The following is a 19,084-nucleotide window of genomic DNA, read 5'->3' as shown; positions in this document are numbered from 1 at the left end:
GGCTAATAGCGCAAGTCCTCTAAAAGAGGACTGAATAATTTATTCATTAGACTTCTCAATAAATTAGATTTTAGCTTAGGCTTAACTTGGGTTTCAGGTTTTTTTTGGAGATACAGCGGGAACCGCTGTAATAATTCCGGTGCAACCGGAAACGATATCAAGCGATCGTGTGATGGCGGACTCGGCATAAAAAATCGTGAAAAGGCCGATCGCACTGAGAACTTGCTGGCTTGCGGGCGATCGAGTTTTCCCGAAAAATCAGTGATATCCAACCAATAACAAATTACTCATCACTAATCACCAATCACCAAGGACTCCCAATCATCACAAAAGCCGACCAATAATAAGGATGCGACAACTTTAAATCCGCAAACCCTTGCAGCGAACTCGGCAACTCCACCCCCTCACCCCGACTCAAACCCCGCAATCGGCCACCCTCCAAACGCACATCTCCCCGCAACATCGCAATTTGCGCTTGTCGCAGGGCCGCCCCCTTAATTCGCGCCGTCTTCAACTGCTGGTAAAACTCACTCATCAATCCCAAAGTACCTTCATCACTCACGTACCACAAACTCCCCAAAGCCGTTTGCACCCCCGCTTGCAGCGCCAAACCCCCGAAACCCAACTCCGCCTGTGCATCTCCCACCGCAGTCCGACAAGCACTTAAAACTAACATATTCACCTGCGGATCATTCAATCTCAAATCCCGCAATTGATCCAGTCGCAGCCGACTATTCCAAAACTGAATAAAAGAATTATTCGGTGCTCCAGGTCGAAATTCGCCGTGAGTAGCTAAGTGAATAACCCCAAAAGGTCGGGTTTGATGCTGTCGCTTCAAATTATCCAAAGTGAAATCCTCATTCAGAAAACTAACTCCCGGCCACTCTCGGGAAATAGCCGCTATTTCAGCAGGAACTGCAGGCAAAGGATTCAACTCTGAAAATTCCGAGGCACCCATTGCTAAAACTTGAGAATTTCTGAGATCGACGTAGCGAGTATCTGTTAAATTAATGCTGGGCATCAGGCTGAGATTGTACTTTTCCACCAAAAATTGCTGTCCGTCGTGCAAAGCAGCAAAGGGCATACCTCTCAAACCTCGATCGACAACAAAGGAAATAGTATCGGTTTCGCACTTTTTCAAACTGTCCTCTAAAGGCGCAATCATCCACTTATAAAGCTGTTGGGAAGATGGTAGATAACTCGTAGTAGCCCGCACTCCCGGTTTGGTAATCTCATCCCTGAACTGAGTTACAACTTTCAGCAGTTCTTGCCGGTTCGCAGCCGGTACACTTTTGTGAACCACTTCACCGCAAGAAGTGATCAGCATTAAATTTAATTCTTCCGGCTGCGAGAACAGATAAATTAAGCTGGGTTTCGTGCCCGTTTCTGCGCCCAGGGATGCTAACTTTTTTTGGGTTTCCTCTGGGGATACCAACTCGTCGCTGATGTTGATGCCCAAATATTCCCGGAATTCTTGGGTGAAAGATTTGTCCAGCAGAGACAAAGCGGCCGATATATTGCCGATTTCCAAATTCCTGCCGATGTCGCCGCGAAATGCTGACTGAATAACTGAATCTCTGATATTTGAATTGATGAAATTTCTCAGCCCTCTGGGAGATTGCATTCTTTCTGGCGGCATCCTGTCTCCGGGTTTTCCTATATCTCGCGATATTCTGTTTTGGTTCTGCAGCTGTTCCCGACTAAAGGGTTGGTTGGGTTCGGGGAAAAGCGAGCGCCCTCTATCAAATGGCAATCTATCCCTTGGTGATATGGGGGGCGAATTGGGGTTATTGGGATTATTGGGATTATTAGGGCTATTGGGATTATTGGGATTATTAGGGCTATTGGGATTAGTTGGAATGTCGGGATTAGTTGGAATGTCGGGATTAGTTGGAATGTCGGGATTAGTTGGAATGTCGGGGTTAGTTGGAATGTCGGGATTAGTTGGAATGTCGGGATCAGTTGGAATGTCGGGATTAGTTGGAATGTCGGGATTAGTTGGTTGATTGGTAGTGACGATCGCACTATTGCCTTGAGTGTAAGAATTGATGAACGATTGGCCCTGAGTAATCGTACCCAAAGCATTGCTGGCGATCGCCCCAGCAGTACCGTTAGTCGTCGCATCTCCCACCGCAAAAGGCGTCGGCGGATTGACATCGCCGCCGCCGTGGCGGATCGTAACTGTACCCGGTTGAATGCCACCAAGAGTCGAGACGCTAAGAGGAGTGCCGTTTTGGTCAAAAGTACCCGTCACTCGAACTAAACCCGGAGTTGTGATCTCAACATTACCGCCCGGAGCATTGATCGATGCAACACTGATATCATTTTGAGCGTTAAGATTTACTGTAGAAGTGCGATCGGCACTAACAACAGGATTAACATTTATTCGCCCAATTGCGATTTGGTTCCCCGCTAAAATTCCGACACTTTCGGCCGCACTTATATTACCAGTGCTGACTGTTCCCCTGCTGCTAGTGACATCAACTGCAACTCCCTGCAAGTCTCGTGAATTTACATCAAGCGGCGCGGTTAAATTCACATTTCCTGTTGTAGCGTCCGTATTCCCAATATTAATACTTCCCGTATTGCTAGTTACATTAACTCCAACACCCCGCAAATCCCCGGAATTTACATTGCCAGAACTTGTCAAATTGACATTTCCTGTTGTGGCGTCGATATTGCCAATATTAATACTTCCCGCATTGCTGTTTGCATTAACTCCAACTCCCCGCAAATCCCGGGAATTTACATTTAGCAGCGCTGTTAAATTGACAGTGTTTTCTGTTGCTGTCGCGGTGTCAATATTAATACTTCCGGTATTGCTATTTATATTAACTCCAACTCCCCGCACATCCCCGGAATTTACATTTTCCGAACCTATTATATTAATATTCCCTAGAGATGTAGTATTACCGATCGCAATATTTCCCTGAGCGCTATTGATTTCAACGTCTCCACCTTGCAAACTCCCTGCATTTAAATCGCTGGACGCTTTCAAATTAATAGTGCCAGTGCCAGCGTTAATCGATGCAAGATTCATATTAGTTTGTGCATCCAAATTTACTGTAGAAATGAGGGAATTAACTGGATTTGTGACGACAGTATTAACAGTTATTGCCCCTATGTTGATTTCCTGTCCCGCTAGAATTCTGACATCTCCAGAAGTAGCGATCGCACCCGTATTAACACTCCCATTGCTGCTGCTAGCATTGACAGTCGCAGCGGTGAGATTACCTACTGTTAAGTCCCTAAAAGCTGTCAAATTAATATTCTCAGTTGCTGTAATATTGACTGGTGTTGTATTAGGCACAATGATATTGGCATCAGTCAAAACTCCCAATGCCCCGGAGTTACTGGTAATATCAACTTGAGAACCCTGCAAAGTCCCAAAATTCACATTGCCAAAAGCTCTGAGTTCGATCGCCCCCGAAGTCCCAGTATCGATCGCTCCTGTGACGATATTACCCCGAACCGTATTCAGACTAATACTGCCGTTGATATCAGCACGAGAAATGTCACTTGTCAAGATAATATTGTCATTAGCTCGAATATTAATTGTCGAACTAGACGTTAATCTGCCCCCAACAATCACTCCTGCTTCCCTGCTTTCCAGATTAATTTGACCGCCATTAATATCTCTAGTTGCGATACTTCCCGGCGCTGACAAAATCACCGGCCCGCCAGCCGAAATATTTTCAACATAAATCAAATTATTCGACAAAATAGACGCCGGAGTAAATATTGCATCGTCACCTAAAGGAATAGGTTGTTCATTATCACCCGGAGTATCCGTAGGAGAATTAGGAACATTAGGAGAATTTGCCAGATTTTGCACTCCCGCCCGCAGAATCAAGGCCGGACTGCTGGTTAAAATAGCAACATCTGGATCGTCGGGATTCCCATTTTCCCTACCCAATGCACTATCGGGGCCAGTAATTGTAATATCCTCGGCAACAATGCTCCCCTTCGCCTCGACTTTCAGCGAAACACCAGTATAATCTCCAAAGAAAACATCTCCTTCCGAACTGATAATCGGGTCAAATAAACTGACAAAGTTTCCCGGCATTCCCGACAAATTGCGAATCGAAAAATTGCCACCAGAAACAAAGTGGGAATCCCCCGAAATAACGCCGTTGCTAACCAAACTCAAATTGCCGCCGCTTTGGAATTGCGGGGGAAGAGATAAGCCGCCGATCGCATTTTGAGTGAGAATATCAATAGTGCGAGATCCCTGAATGTATAAATGCCCCCCAGCCTGCGCCAAAAAAGGATTCGGGGCGCTGTCCCTGACCCGCACCGCATCCCCACCCAGCAAACTCAAATCCCCCGTAGTTTGCAGCCTAGCGCCTGCTAACGTGAGATTTTCCGCAGCCCATAAATTCGCACTTCCCGCATTCAACTGCGGCAGCCCAGACACATTAGCAGCAATCGCCACATCCCCAGAATTCACCTGCAAACCAGAACCCACAAGCCGCACAGAACCGTCATCCGCAACCGCAACACCCGCCGCCTGATTTTGACCCGTACCTGTCAGCAACTGCGGCAAAGAAACAGGATTCAAAGTTTGTGGAGAATTACCAACATTTCCGCCCGTTGCTATTTCCAAACTCAACAAATGCCCCGGTTGACTAATGCGGAGAACATTTCCGCCCCCAACAGCAGCAACAGTAATTTGTCCGCCCGGGGCCGACAACTGCCCGGTACTAACAACCGTACCGCCAACCAAAGCCAAATTTTGCCCCGGAGTCACCGCTAAATTGCCAGCATTAACAATACTTCCCGGTACACCCGCACTAAAATAAAAAGCATTTGGCGTACCCACCAAGGCGCTAAAATTATTTGTACCCGCAGCATTAAACCAATTTGAACCAAAACCGACACCATTCGCAGTAGTTGCAGTAAAAGCCGCCGGCACATTCAAACTCGCGTTCGGGCCAAACACAATCCCCGCAGGATTAATTAGAAACAGATTAGAATTGCCGCCCGTGACAGTAATTAAACCGTTAATTAGCGAAGCGTCCCCGCCCGCAATTCGAGCTAATATATTCTGAATAGCCGAATTAGTCAGAAAATTAGCAATTTGACCTTCATTCAAGCCAAACTGCCCAAAACTGTGAAAAAGATTCGCGCCGTCTCCCGACAAACTGCCGCCGTTGATATCATAGCGGTTGCCGCTGGGGGTGACAACAGTACCCGTACCGTCAGCAGCAGGCACTATGGGCTGTGCTTGCGCGAAAGTATTAAAAATTAACAAAGAAAAGGGACAAATAAATAGCCCGACCTTTTTAATCTTTAAGCTGGCATTTTTCATAGCAGCAAGTAAAACTATCTCAATTGCCTTAATTATCGCACTTGCAAACAAGTTACCTCTAAATAACAAATTAATTCGCTCATGACAACTCCCAAAATCAAAAGCCTCTACACAGACGGCGCTTGTTCCGGCAACCCAGGCCCAGGTGGCTGGGGTGCAGTAGTTTGCTTCGCCGACGGCAACTGTCACGAACTCGGGGGTGGAGACCCCCAAACTACTAACAACCGCATGGAAATGCAGGCGGCAGTCGCTGCGCTGGAATTTTTTGCCAATTCCGGTCAAACCGAACCCGTCACTGTTTACACCGACAGCGAATACGTTAAGAACGGCATCACTAAATGGATTCAAGGCTGGAAAAATAAAGGCTGGAAAACCTCAACCGGTAAAGATGTTGTCAACCAAGACCTCTGGCACCGGCTAGACAAGCTCAATTCCCGGCAAATCAAGTGGGAACACGTCCGCGGCCACTCCGGCGACTTCTACAACGACAGATGCGATGAAATCGCCCGCAGCTTCTCCCACAATCTCACTCCCGAACTGCAACAGCAGAAACCAACTGCAGGTGAGACTCAGGCGGGCACTTTTGTCAGCGCGGCCACACCGCCTCTAGGTTCGGAAAACACAATTGTTTCGGAAGGAACGGACACAACTGGTAACAAAACGATAGAATCCTATGTCATAACTTCTGACCTTCCGATCTCCAACTCTACCATGATGGACTCAACTGCCGATACCCTGGAGAACTTGCCCCGCGAGGTGAGGGTTCAAGACCTCCGCAATCTGATCGAAACGTTGCACATCGCCGACGAGGTTGCGACGAAAGGCTACTTGATTACCAGTTCTGAACTGGCTGATTTGATGGATGTAAATGCCAGCGCTGTCACCAGTCGTGGAGACAACTGGGTTTGGCGGAATTGGGTAGTTTCGCGGGTGCGACGCGAAGGCAACCAAATTCTCTGGCAATTAGAGAGAATTGACCACGTTAGTACAACTGATTAGTGGTTAGTCATGAGTTATTAGTTGATTAATAACTGATGACTAATGACTGTCTCAAAGCAAGATTTGGCAAAATTCCGTAGGGACACAACATTGTTGTGTCCTTTTAGTCATCAGTTTAGTAAACAGACTACTTAACATCAGTCCCAGTTAAAAGAAAGAATCCAACTGTCTGTAAGCCCGTACTCCAAACCCTCATAAAATCAGTGATTTTGCATCTAAAATCTCAAATAGAAAATCTAAAATAGCATGAGTATCAGCTTGCGAACAGTCACTGCTACCAGATATGTCACTCCCTTACGCGAGGGCGGGTCGCTACCCGCGATCGTCGAAGCAGATGATGATGGTATGTACGTGCTCAAATTTCGCGGTGCGGGCCAGGGAGCCAAATCTCTGATCGCCGAGCTAGTGGCGGGAGAGATTGCTCGCGCCTCCGGGCTCCCAATCCCCGAACTCGTCTTTGTGGAACTCGATCCCGAACTGGCTCGGACTGAGCCTGACCCGGAAATTCAAGATTTGATCCGAGCAAGTGCTGGCCTCAACCTCGCCCTCGACTATCTCCCCGGCTCGATCACTTTTGACCCGATAGCGGGGAAGTCCGATGCGGATCTGGCCTCAGAAATCGTCTGGTTCGATGCTTTTGTGACCAACATCGATCGCACGTCGCGCAATGCAAATATGCTGGTATGGCACCGCCGGCTTTGGCTGATCGATCACGGTGCAGCCCTCTACTTCCACCACACCTGGAAAGATTATCTCTCGCGCAGCCGCGATCGTTTCCCCCCAATCAAAGACCACGTTCTGCTGCGTTTTGCCAGTACGCTGGAAGCGGCAAATTCAAAGATGACTCAAAGGCTAACGCCGGAAATCATTCGCAACATCGTTAAACTAATTCCTGATACTTGGCTGGTGGGAGATTCTCCTTTCAGCGATAGCAACCAACATCGGGATGCTTATATCGAGTACCTGCTAAATCGGCTAGAATCACCACATATTTTTTTGGAGGAGGCGATTAGTGCCCGATCGATTTCTGTATGATTACGCCATTATCCGCGTCGTTCCCAAAGTCGAGCGCGAGGAGTTTATCAACGTGGGGGCGATCGTTTCCTGCGGTACGAAAAAATTCCTCGAAGCCCGTATCGAAATTGATGAACAGCGCTTGATGGCGATCGACTCAACGTTGGATTTGGAAATGATTCGCAATCACCTAGCAGTCATTCCCATCATTTGTGCAGGCGGCAAGGAATCTGGCGCGATCGGTCAACTTCCCCACAGAGAGCGCTTTCACTGGCTCGTAGCACCCCGCAGTACGATCGTTCAGACATCGCGGGTACACACTGGTTTTTGCCAGAATCTACCGGGTGCGATCGAACACTTGCTCGATACAATGGTGCGACCGTCTTGCCGAAAACCCTCTGTAAACGCTCGGTTGCTAGCGGCGGGAATTGATACTCAGGAGATGCGATCGCACTCTAGTTAGCGTCAGCTTGTCGGTTAGATGCTGCTGTGAGCTTGGTGAGTTCCGAAAACAGCCAGAATCGAAGCATCCTCAAGCTGTTTTAGCTAAAAATGAGAACGCCAGAGCAAAATTCCTGACTGGTAATATCAAATCTGTTCGCATCGGAATTATTCATATCTCTCTTCTGTTCATCTGCGTGAATCAGCGTCAATCCCTTGTCATCTGCGGTTAATACCTTCTCTTTTTTTAACCCCAGATGAGGGCCGATTAACACAGATTAACGCAGATGAATTCTATCGATTCCGGTTGCACCGTCGGTGATTGTTGACTGTTGGCTGGATTTGACGCCCGACGATGTTACAGAATTCGATCTAACTTTTCTAAAGTCTTAGCAGCAGTTTCGCAAGGTAGAAATATGATGCAAATTGAACCGACAAATATGACTTTCCCTCTCTGGGGTTTAGCAATTTTCATTTTGTGGACGATCGCAGTTGTTGTTATGCTGCTGACAGTCAGGATTCGGCATCTATCTGCGGGCGGATCTGTAAAAGATTTCAGCACACAGAACGACGACAGCTTGCTTTGGCGACTATTTCGAGTACAATCCAACTTGATAGAAAACCTGCCTTTGTATTTGGGAGTTGTTTTTCTTCTAACAGTTAGGGGTGTTTCAGGAACAGCAGTAGATTTGCTGATTGTTGTGTACATCCTATTTCGGCTTGTACATTCAGTGATTCACATTGCTGGCCTCGATCCGAAGTTTCGGTTCTTCAGCTTAGTAATTCAGTTAAGCTGTTTGGTCGCCTTAACTATTATGGCAGTTTTGTAGGTGAGAAATTATGCAACTGCAACCTCTAGATAGTAGGATGCGTCAGGGGCAAACCTTAATTGTTGCTTACACAGCGTAAGTCAGACGCACCTTACAAGTCGATCGCCCCTGTGACATTAATGCCTGTGATTTGGCTAAATTATCGAAGTTTATGAACCGAATATCTCGTCGTGCGATCGCTGTTATTTTAATTGTATTAGGCTGCATTACTTTTGTTTTAGTTGGGCCACCGCAATCAGCCTTAACCGTGCCACCTCCCGTGCAAGAATCTCCACGACGGGGAGGAGATGTTGCTGAGACAATGAATTTTGGACGGCACTTTCAAGAACTAGGAGTTGAAGGCTCGATCGCAATTTACGATTTGAATAGCGATCGGATTTATCAACACAACCCGCAGCGTAACGCCACAGCTTTTTTACCCGCATCTACATTTAAGATTCTCAACTCTCTGATTTCCTTAGAAACAGGGGTAATTTCAGATGAGATTGCCATTCTAACTTGGGATGGAACTCAAAGGCAAATTCCCGCATGGAATCGAGACTTGAATATGAGAGAAGCCATGAAACTTTCCGCCGTTTGGTTTTACCAAGTTCTCGCCCGCCGAGTCGGACACGAGCAAATGCAAAAATGGGTAGCTAAAGTCGGTTATGGCAACCAAAAAATCGGTAACAAAGACGATATTGACAAATTCTGGTTAGAGGGAGAACTGCGAATCACACCCAACGAGCAAATTCAATTTCTCCGCCGTCTATACAAAAATGACTTACCCTTTTCTGAGCGATCGCTGTCTCTGGTGAAAGACATCATAATTGTTGAACAAACTCCAGATTACACAATTAGAGCCAAAACAGGCTGGGCAAATTTTGGAGAACAAACAAAGCCTCAAATTGGCTGGTATGTAGGTTATTTAGAAAAGGATAAAAATGTTTACTTTTTTGCTACAAACATTGACATCCGCAACCAAAATGACGGAGCGGCCAGAATAGAGTTAACGCGCCGTTGCTTCAAGGATCTTGCGCTGCTGTAAGTGCGTTATTTGTTCTCTTATATTGGCAAAAACGCCAGCGGATAGGCTAACGGGGACAGCCAAAACACCCATTTATTCGATGCCTGAGTTCGATCGTAGGAAGCCGAGTCTTGTACATCTTTTAGACTTACGAAAAAAAACCGATTTTTCCCAAAAAATGTGGATTTCTCCCGGAGATTTTGACGCAAAAACCTGGTTCTTTGCCCCGTGTGCGTAATATCAAATCCGTCGGTATCGGAATTATTTATCTCTCTTTTTCTTCCTCAGCTCCCTCTGTGGTCTCTGTGGTTTAATCATTCCGAAACTACCGTAAACTATATAAGTCCTATCTTTTAAAGAACTAGATAAAAAGTACCGCAGTAGCAACAGTTTAGAATCCGCGTCGCTTCAGCGCGGGGAGAGGTCTACTATAATTAAGGAAGACGCACAAACCCTGAATCAACAATGAAAAACCTGAGCTCGATCGGTTTAATGAACTGGCTGCAACCCAAACCAGAAACCGTTTTGCTATGCGACTCAAGTGCAGCAGCTTCTGAGATGGCATTCATGCTCAACGGTGAGTGGGATGGGTGCAATAGTTTGGTGCTCTCTAAATGCGACAAGGTAGCAATTGAAGCAGCCGCTAGTTTATTGGAGACATCGTGGTGCTACCAAAATACTTGCGAACCGGTTTTAATTCGGCTTGCAGTTGACGAATTTTTGCGCCGTTATGCGATTGGAGACAGGTTTTTTATTAATGCTAACTTGCGATGCGCGCAATTGAGCGAACTTTGCTTGGAAAACATTGATTTGAGTTATGCTAAATTGAATTTGGCTAACCTCAGCGGCACTAATTTAAGCAAAGCAAACTTAATGGTAGCACAAATGCAATCGGCAAATTTGAGTGGCAGCAATTTGAGTGGATCGCAACTTGTGAGGACGAATTTATCAGGAGCAAATTTATCTGATGCTAATCTCAGAGGTGCCGATTTGAGTTATGCAGATTTAAGCAATACTTGTTTAACAGGTACTGATTTAAGAGGTGTAAATTTAGCTAGAGTAGACTTAAGAAAAACTTCGTTAAATGGCGCGATTTTTGAGTAATACCAAATCCCGCTTAAATACTCTCTCTCACACCCCGTGGGTAAATCCTGTAAACATTTATCTGCGTTAATCCGCGTACATCCGCCACCATCTGCGGTTAAAGTTCCAAAGTAATTAACTGAGCAATTTCTTCAGTCTGAAAACCTACAGCCATAGGCTTTTGGACTGTCGGAATCACTTGCACATCATAGAGTTCCGTGACAATTCCTTCAAACCGCAACCAGTAAACGATCGCCCCAGTAGTCAAATCAATCGCCATCATACCACAGCGAGGCTCAGCATCCTTTGCTACCAATAACTCATCCAATTCTAAACCGCTAAAAGTATTGTCACCACCCCGAGGTTTCGAGAGTCCAACAATTGCCCAATTTTGCCAAAATGCCAGTCCTCGCACATAGCCCGGACAAAACGTAATTGCCTCAAATTTCCCTGTCTCTAAATCCACATATCCTAATTCGCCTCTCCCTGAATTCAGCAACCACAATTTGTCTTGATACCAGCGCGGTGAGTGCGGCATTGACAATCCTGTGACGATAATATCATTAGATTCGATATCAATAACTATACCGCCATTTTTTCGGCGATCGCGCCAGCCATCCACCACATCCGACTGACTCGATGCTGTGACATATTTCGCCTCCCCAGCCACCATCGCCAAACCGTTGAGGTGACAGCGGTCTTCATTTATATATTGTGAGATAAAACCTGGTTTCCAGAGAGGTTTGCAACTGTGGCGATCGCTCACTGTAGCGATACAATTAAACAAAGTGCTAATAAAAATGATTTGATTATTTTTATCCACAGCGATATCGTGAATGTCGATATCTCCTGTAGTATAACCGATTCTTGGTATATATAATTTATCGTATCCTTGGTATAATTTCCCGGCTTCTAAGACATTATCTAATTGCCAGAGTTGATATTTTGAACTTAAATAAAGGCGTTCCGGCGTGCAGAAAAGGCCCATTGCGCGATCGAATATTCGCCAAAAAGCCGAGATTCTGTTGGTTTCTGGCACAGCACCAATTAACATTAACCTGCTGGTTTGATAGGTAGTGCAAGCGAGGCTGATTTGTTGTTGAGTTAGCCAAATTGGGAACTCGCGATCGCCAAAAATCTCGTGTTCGTAGGTTGTGTTGAAATTTGTGCGATCGTTATTCATAGAATCTAGAAAATTTTTTAGTCCGCTAGGAGTGGACGAAAGTTTCTGTAGTTGCGGTTTCAACCGCCCCATCATCTGAGTCTTTTTATAATTTGTGTAAAATCGCCCAGAAAGATACAAAGATTTGTAAATGAAACAACTGAACCACTAACACTCGAAGGAAACGGATGGTAAATTCTAGTAGTTAAAAGCCTAGCGTGCCATCTACCACAAGGTAGAAACACCGCCTCTTAACTCACATCAAGCGACTGAACTTTTGCTGCTTAGCAACAAGGCATTCTACTAGAAGCACAAGCAGATGAAAACTTTACCTCCAATTAACCGCCTCTACAAAAACTTTCCTTTCGCTGGCTGTATTAACAACAAGCTAACGGCAATAGTCATCCTTGACCCCACAGTACCCGACAGCAACCACATAGCCTCTGGGATCAAAAGGGGTACTGCAACCTATATCCTCAAAAGCCAGCCGGATGCCCTAGAGCAAATCACCACACTTTTAGCTCAGCATACAAGCATCGAAGCGCTACACATCATCTCACATGGTAGCCCTGGCAGCCTATACTTTGGCGCAACAGAACTTAACAGCAGCAACATACACAACTACGCCCAACAGTTGCAACGGTGGCGAAACAGCCTCACTGCCAATGCCAGCATCATCTTATATGGATGTAACGTAGCAGCCGGGGAGAGAGGCCACCAATTCCTGAATCAACTTTACCAACTCACAGGCGCAAACATCGCCGCTAACCCCACTACCACGGGTAACAGCAAAAAGGCCGGCAACTGGGATATCTCTCAACTCATCCCTCCATCCCCGCAAGCGCCCAAACTTGCTCTGACAAAAGCCACCCTCAAAACCTATACCGGCGTACTAGGCTTTCCCACCCATGTCACCTTCGCAACTGGCATTAGCCCCATCTCCCTAAGCATCGGCGACATCAACGGCGACGGCAAACCAGATTTAGCTGTGGCAAACAGAGACAGCGACACTGCCTCGATCCTGCTCAACACCTCCGCCACCGGAGCCAGCACACCCACTTTCGCCACCAAAGTTGACTTCCCTACTGCCACTACTCCCACATCCGTCAGCCTCGGGGATTTCAACGGCGACGACAAACCGGATTTAGCTGTGGCAAACAGAGACAGCAACACTGCCTCAATCCTGCTCAACACCACCGCCACCGGAGCCACCACCGCCACTTTCGCCACCAAAGTTGACTTTCCTACTGGCACTAAGCCCTGGCCCCTCAGCATCGGCGACATCAACGGCGACGAGAAACCAGACTTAGCTGTGGGGAACTATAACAGCAACAATGTCTCCATCCTGCTCAACACCATCGCCACCGGAGCCAGCACACCTACTTTCGCCACCAAAGTTGACTTCCCTACTGGCACTAAACCCGAATTCGTCACCATCGGCGACCTCAACGGCGACAACAAACCAGACTTAGCTGTGGCAAACGAGAGCAGCGCTAGCGTCTCCATCTTGCTCAACACCACCGCCACCGGAGCCACCACCCCCACCTTCGCTACCAAAGTTGACTTCCCTACTGGCTCTCAGCCGAGATCCGTCAGCATCGGTGACATCAACGGCGATGGCAAACCAGACTTAGCTGTGGGGAACTGGGGCAGCAACAACGTCTCCATCCTGCTCAACACTACCTCCACCGGAGCCACCACCCCCACTTTTACCACCAAAGTTGACTTCAGTAGTGGCGGTGGCCCCAGATCCGTAAGCATCACCGACATCAACGGTGACGGTTTACCTGACTTAGCAGTAGGGAACCAGGGCACCAGATCCTCCATCCTGCTCAACACCACCGCCACCGGAGCCACCACCCCCACTTTCGCCACCCCAGTCACCTTCCCTACTGACACTGACTCCAGATCCGTAAGCATCAGCGACATCAACAGCGATGGGAAACCTGATTTAGCTGTGGCGAACCTTGGTAGCAACAACGTCTCCATCCTGCTCAACAACACCGCCAAAGTTACTGCTGTCAGCGCTACTACCGCCAACGGCACCTACGGCGTAGGTACGACAATTCCTATCACCGTCACCTTCGATGAAGCTGTCACCGTCACCGCTACTCCCCAACTGCAACTAGAAACCGGTATAACAGATCGGTTTGCCACTTATGTTAGTGGTAGCGGCAGTACAACCCTCACCTTCAACTATCTAGTACAAGCCGGAGACACCTCCGATGACTTGCAATACCTCGCCACCAACGCCCTCACCCTCAACGGTGGCACCATTAAAGATAATTTGGATGTAGATGCCCTATTAACTCTCCCCGCTTTAGCCTCAGCTAACTCCCTCGGCGGTAGTAAAGCCATAGTTATTGATGGTGTTGCACCCACTGTTACTATCAACCAAGCAACAGCACAAACCGATCCGACAGCTTCTGAACCCATCAACTTTACCGTCACTTTTAGCGAACCAGTCACAGGTTTTGATTTCCGCGATATCGACCTAACTGCAAGTACAGCAACGGGAACATTAAGGCCAACCATCACAGGGGGAGGCCCTATTTACACCGTCGCTGTTGACGGGATGACAGGTAGCGGTAATGTAATTGCTAGTATCAAAGCTAACGGCGTTACTGATATAGCACGCAATAACAATACTGCCAGTACAAGTACAGACAATACCGTTGTTTATAACAACACATTCCCCACAGTTACATCCATCAACCGCCTTGATCCATCTCCCACTTCTGCGGCTACTGTTAACTACGAAATTAAATTCTCTGAGGATGTTACAGGAGTTGATGTTTCTGACTTTATTTTAGTACCACCTGTTGTAACTGGTGCAACTATTGGCAATTTAACTGCTGTGGATGCTAAGACTTACCAACTGCAAGTTAACACAGGTACGGGAAGTGGCGCGATCGAGTTAAAGTTGAAAGATGATGACAGCATCAAAAATAGCTTGGGAGTTGCATTAGGCGGTGCAATTACTGGTAATGGTGATTTAACAGGAGAAGTTTATAACATTGACAAAACTCCGCCAGGTGCGAGTTTAAATGGTACGGCTGGCATTACTACCACTGGAGGATCGAGTCAAAGTTTGAGGGTCACTTTCAGCGATGATAATGGTGTCGATGTTTCAAGTTTGGATAGTGCTGATGTTTTGATCACTTGGTCTGGGGGTGAGATTCCTGGAAAATTTGTCAGTGTCGATACTAATACTAATGGTACGCCTCGGACAGCGACTTATTCGTTTACTCCTCCTGGGGGCAGTTGGGAGAATAAGGAAACTTACACTATTCAGTTGCAAGCAAATCAGGTTAAAGATAGTTTTGGCAATTTGAATGCTGCAACCAATTTTGGGACTTTAAACGTTAATATTGGCGCGGAAACACCGACACCAAGCCCTGCGGAAACACCGACACCAAGCCCTGCGGAAACACCGACACCCGCACCTGCACCCGCACCCGCACCTACACCTGCACCGACACCAAGCCCTGCGGAAACACCGACACCGGCACCAACACCCCCAACCAGCCCTGCGGAAACACCGACACCGGCATCGGCACCGACACCAAGCCCTGCGGAAACACCGACACCAATAACTAATAACCTCCCCAACGATGAGTGCATCTGCGATGATATTGCCTATCCCAACTTAAACCAACCTCACTCAGTTGAAAACACCATACTCGGTGTATCGGAAATTCCAATAGGCACTGCCAAAAACGATGAATTACTCGGTAGTAACTTGGGCAATATATTCGATGCCAAATCGGGGGATGACAACTTATATGGTGGCGACAGCGAGGACATCCTCAACGGCAACATAGGTAATGATTTTATCAGCGGTGGCACAGGTGATGACATCCTATTTGGAGATCAAAATAATGACTTTATTCTTGGCAACTTGGGCAATGATGTAATCTTTGGAGGGAAAGGCAATGACTCTATCAATAGCCGGGAAGATGATGACATAGTTTATGGGAATAGAAATGATGATTTCATCGATGGCGGTAAGGATAATGACACCTTATTTGGAGGCAAAGGGAATGACATAGTGCTTGGTAGTCAAGGTGATGACTACCTGTTTGGAAATCAGGGTTCGGATACCATCTGTGGCGGTGAAGGTAATGATTTCATCAGCGGTAATGAACAAGCAGGTATCCTGGGAGGGTGTGAAGGAAATGATACTATTTACGGAGGCGAAGACAACGATACTCTCACTGGTTGTCAAGGTGATGATATTCTTTACGGAGAATTGGGGAGTGATAGTTTGATTGGCGGTAGCGGTAACGATATCTTTGCCTTAAAAGCGGGTCAAGGATTTGATATTATTGCTGATTTTACAAGCGGTCAAGATTTGATTGGATTAAGCGGAGGTTTGAGTTTTAGCCAGTTAGCAATCACTCAAAATACTCAGGGAACTCTCATCAAAAATGTCTTGACAGGAGAGGAGTTAGGTGTGATGATTGGAGTGAGTGCCAATGCGATTATATCGGCGAATTTCCGGTTGATTTAGGAAATCAAGAAAAGTACGATCGCCCATTCGATAAAATAAGGGCGCTCGCACTTCTACCAATTTTAAAAGGTCTAGCAAAAATTTAACGACTATTCATACTTTCGGCCGCGCCACTGAGTAGGCTGATTTAAAGCAGAAATTAGAATACGCAAAAACGCCAACGGATCGGCTAAAGGTGACAGCCAAAACAGCCATTTACCCGATGCCCCAGTTGTATCGTAAGAAGGAGCGATCGCCAAACACAAAGCCGATCGCACAGCAACCAAAAATACATTCAATCCCAACAGCCAAAAGTGGGGAAATACACCAACCGGCGGCAGGGAACCAAACAGCAAATAGCACAACACAATCGGCACCGGCAAACCTTGAACCGCCAGCAACAGCCACAAATCGCCCCAAATTTGACCGCCAGAAGCAGCATCTTTCAAATCGAGCGATCGACCCCATTCATTCCAAGTCTCGATCGCCCCCTCATACATCCGCACCTTCAACACTTTTGCCCCGTCCAAAAAGCCCACCTTAAAGCCCTTAGCAGCCGCATAGCGAGCCAGAGTCACATCATCGCAAAACGAACCCCTCGCGACCTCATAGCCCCCCAATGCCACTAAAACCTCGCGCTTACATAAGAAACACTGACCGTTCGCCATCACCCGTTCCGGCACATCCCCGCCAGTCCCTGTCGGCCCGAACCGATAAACCAAAGTCATTAACAAAGCAGGTTGCAGCCACAACTCCCCCGGATACTTGAGGATAAACTGCGGCGACAGCGAAATCAAATCGTAATTTCCAGCTTTCGCCGTTTTGAGTAAACTCGCAATCAAACCCGGATGCGGCACAGTATCCGCATCTATCCCCAAAATCCACTCGCACTTCTCGGAACTTGCCAAAAAACCCGCATTCAGCGCCCAGGGACGCCCTACCCAGCCCGCAGGCAGCGGATCGTCGTTAATCAGGCGAAACCGGGGGTCTTTTTGTGCTGCTGCTTTGACTAAATCTCCGGTTCCGTCTACCGAATAGCTGTCAACCACGATCGCTTCTCGGAGTTCGTAACTTTGGCGGCTTAATCCTTCCAAACAAGGCGAAATTCGATCGGCTTCGTTCAAAGTCGGTACTACCGCAGTACAAACACCTAACAAATCCAGCGTCGGCGAATCGGGTTCCAGGGGCGGGATGCGCGATGGGCCTTTAATTAACCGCGACATCAGAAGGGCTGCGGCGGGCAATTGCAGCAGCAGGAGTGCGACAGGAATGATAGTTGTCAGCAGTTGGGGGAACAGGTTCGGGGCGATCGGGGAAACCATACTATTAAACAATTGAAGAATTGGGAATGACTTACTGGATATGGGTCAATACGGTTGGGTTAAAACTATTTATTCCTCGGAGATCCCCCTCGCATCCCCCTGGTTGTTGGGGGACGCAAGAGTAAGTTCTTGTCCCCCCCTTAGTAGGGGCGGTGCCCCCGTGCCCGCCCTTGGCTAGGGGGGATCGAGCTTAACAGCAACCGTATTGGGAGATGGATTGGGAGCTTATTTACAGTTAATTTTTTTTGTAAGTGGTATCAATTTAAAAATTTAATAAAATTTTGACCTCAAACATATTACAGGAATTGGGAATGAAAAAATCGCCGCTGAAAAACCCGGTTTTTTGTAGAAACCGGGTTTTTAAACTAGCTCAAAATTTAGTGTAAATTTTTGCTAAATCAGGCGCCGTTGCTCGCTAGCAACTCACTTACGCAAAACGCCCACGGGCTGAGGTGGAATTTCAGCCGCGATAACAGATGTATCCAAAGACGGCATTGTTTCGGTTACGTCACCTGCTGCGGGTTTAGCGATCCAGCTTAACGCGATCGCCGGAACTACGCCCAGAAGCACCGCTAGCGATGTCGGGAACCAGAACCGAGAATCCAACGAAGTTACAGTGATAATTGCTCCGAAAGCAAAGTTTACCAAATAAACAATTAAGGGCAAACCCAATTCCGATCGCTCTAATTTAATCGGTGTTTTTCTCCACAAGAAAGCTGCTACAGACATAAATAGCGCGCCCGTACCCATCCAGCCAGCCAAATTGCGGTAAGGCATCCCAAAGAATGCCCCAAGTTCCTCAAACTCCCAAAAAGGCACAGAAGTTTGACTCATCGCCGGATCTAGTACAAAATCCCAAGCTGTTAGCAGCAAAGCACCAAGGGCGATCGCCCCTATTTGGCGCACCCAGTTGAGTTCACCTTTACCGCCAGCTAATCCAGCGCGAGCAATTACATAGGAAACCAGTCCCAGATAAAACCACGAGAGGGGAATTGTAAACGGAACCAGCCCTGCAATTTTGTAACCCAAACCGCTCAAATAGTGGTAGTGGCCGAAGGGAAAACCCGTACTCGTTCCCAACAACTCGCTACTCAAGGACAAAAATACAGAAGGCAGTAAAAAAGCCAGAGTTGCACCCCAACCCAACGTCCGCAAGGCATAGAGAGCAACTGCTGCTGCACCAAAGATGATATAAACTACTCCACCCCCAGCCATCCCCCACTGGAATAGCGTTTGCCCTGCTGGTGGCAAACTCATCACCAATTCGGGACGGGGTAAAATCAGCAGCAACCCTGCCAATCCAAAAGCCATTGAGAAGACGTGGGCAATTAGGCAAAAGCGCTCAGCAATCAAAAGTTGCTTCATGGGACTCCTCGAAAAAATATTAGATGCAGAAAGCACTCTTAACAGTTTACAAACTTTAA

The 19,084-nt window shown here is 47.2% G+C and carries 11 protein-coding genes; 7 read left to right on the top strand and 4 right to left on the bottom strand.

Features of this window, described 5'->3' with window-relative positions; translation table 11 throughout:
- Positions 1 to 304: 304 nt before the first annotated feature.
- The gene (locus QUA71_RS01725) at positions 305 to 5,311 is read right to left on the bottom strand and encodes a CHAT domain-containing protein (protein ID WP_333281443.1); all 5,007 of its coding nucleotides are present in this window, start codon (positions 5,309 to 5,311) and stop codon (positions 305 to 307) included.
- Between the two features lie 81 nt (positions 5,312 to 5,392).
- On the opposite strand from QUA71_RS01725, the gene rnhA reads away from it, so the two are divergent.
- The 6 genes from rnhA (at position 5,393) to QUA71_RS01695 (ending at position 10,705) form a co-directional block, all read left to right on the top strand.
- The gene (gene rnhA / locus QUA71_RS01720; protein WP_333281440.1) at positions 5,393 to 6,310 is read left to right on the top strand and encodes a ribonuclease HI; all 918 of its coding nucleotides are present in this window, start codon (positions 5,393 to 5,395) and stop codon (positions 6,308 to 6,310) included.
- 246 nt (positions 6,311 to 6,556) lie between these two features.
- On the top strand, positions 6,557 to 7,345 hold the full coding sequence (locus QUA71_RS01715; RefSeq protein WP_333217453.1) for a HipA family kinase: 789 nt from the start codon (positions 6,557 to 6,559) through the stop codon (positions 7,343 to 7,345).
- Positions 7,323 to 7,787, top strand: coding sequence for a DUF3037 domain-containing protein (locus tag QUA71_RS01710; protein ID WP_333281437.1), 465 nt, complete (start codon positions 7,323 to 7,325; stop codon positions 7,785 to 7,787). The genes QUA71_RS01715 and QUA71_RS01710 overlap by 23 nt, the downstream gene beginning before the upstream one ends.
- Positions 7,788 to 8,181: 394 nt before the next feature.
- Positions 8,182 to 8,595 (top strand): MAPEG family protein, encoded by a 414-nt coding sequence (locus QUA71_RS01705; RefSeq protein WP_333281434.1) that lies wholly within the window; start codon positions 8,182 to 8,184, stop codon positions 8,593 to 8,595.
- 151 nt (positions 8,596 to 8,746) lie between these two features.
- Complete coding sequence (gene blaOXA, locus QUA71_RS01700; RefSeq protein WP_333281431.1) at positions 8,747 to 9,622, top strand: class D beta-lactamase; 876 nt, start codon at positions 8,747 to 8,749, stop codon at positions 9,620 to 9,622.
- A 444-nt stretch (positions 9,623 to 10,066) separates the two neighbouring features.
- Complete coding sequence (locus tag QUA71_RS01695; RefSeq protein ID WP_333281428.1) at positions 10,067 to 10,705, top strand: pentapeptide repeat-containing protein; 639 nt, start codon at positions 10,067 to 10,069, stop codon at positions 10,703 to 10,705.
- Positions 10,706 to 10,802: 97 nt separating this feature from the next.
- On the opposite strand, the gene QUA71_RS01690 is transcribed toward QUA71_RS01695, so the two are convergent.
- On the bottom strand, positions 10,803 to 11,867 hold the full coding sequence (locus QUA71_RS01690) for a TIGR03032 family protein (protein ID WP_333281425.1): 1,065 nt from the start codon (positions 11,865 to 11,867) through the stop codon (positions 10,803 to 10,805).
- Positions 11,868 to 12,165: 298 nt separating this feature from the next.
- Here QUA71_RS01690 and QUA71_RS01685 point away from each other — a divergent pair, with 298 nt between their 5' ends.
- The gene (locus QUA71_RS01685) at positions 12,166 to 16,359 is read left to right on the top strand and encodes an FG-GAP-like repeat-containing protein (protein WP_333281423.1); all 4,194 of its coding nucleotides are present in this window, start codon (positions 12,166 to 12,168) and stop codon (positions 16,357 to 16,359) included.
- Positions 16,360 to 16,448: 89 nt separating this feature from the next.
- Here QUA71_RS01685 and cruG read toward each other — a convergent pair whose 3' ends face one another.
- Together cruG and cruF are read right to left on the bottom strand one after the other, a co-directional pair.
- Complete coding sequence (gene cruG / locus QUA71_RS01680; RefSeq protein WP_333281638.1) at positions 16,449 to 17,660, bottom strand: 2'-O-glycosyltransferase CruG; 1,212 nt, start codon at positions 17,658 to 17,660, stop codon at positions 16,449 to 16,451.
- A gap of 423 nt (positions 17,661 to 18,083) precedes the next feature.
- Positions 18,084 to 19,025, bottom strand: coding sequence for a gamma-carotene 1'-hydroxylase CruF (gene cruF, locus QUA71_RS01675; RefSeq protein ID WP_333281418.1), 942 nt, complete (start codon positions 19,023 to 19,025; stop codon positions 18,084 to 18,086).
- Positions 19,026 to 19,084 lie beyond the last annotated feature (59 nt).

It is taken from the genome of Microcoleus sp. MON1_C5, assembly GCF_036701875.1.
Classification (GTDB): Bacteria; Cyanobacteriota; Cyanobacteriia; order Cyanobacteriales; family Microcoleaceae; genus Microcoleus.
Note: the sequence above shows the minus strand (reverse complement) of the source record. Positions and strands in the feature narration are given on the sequence as shown.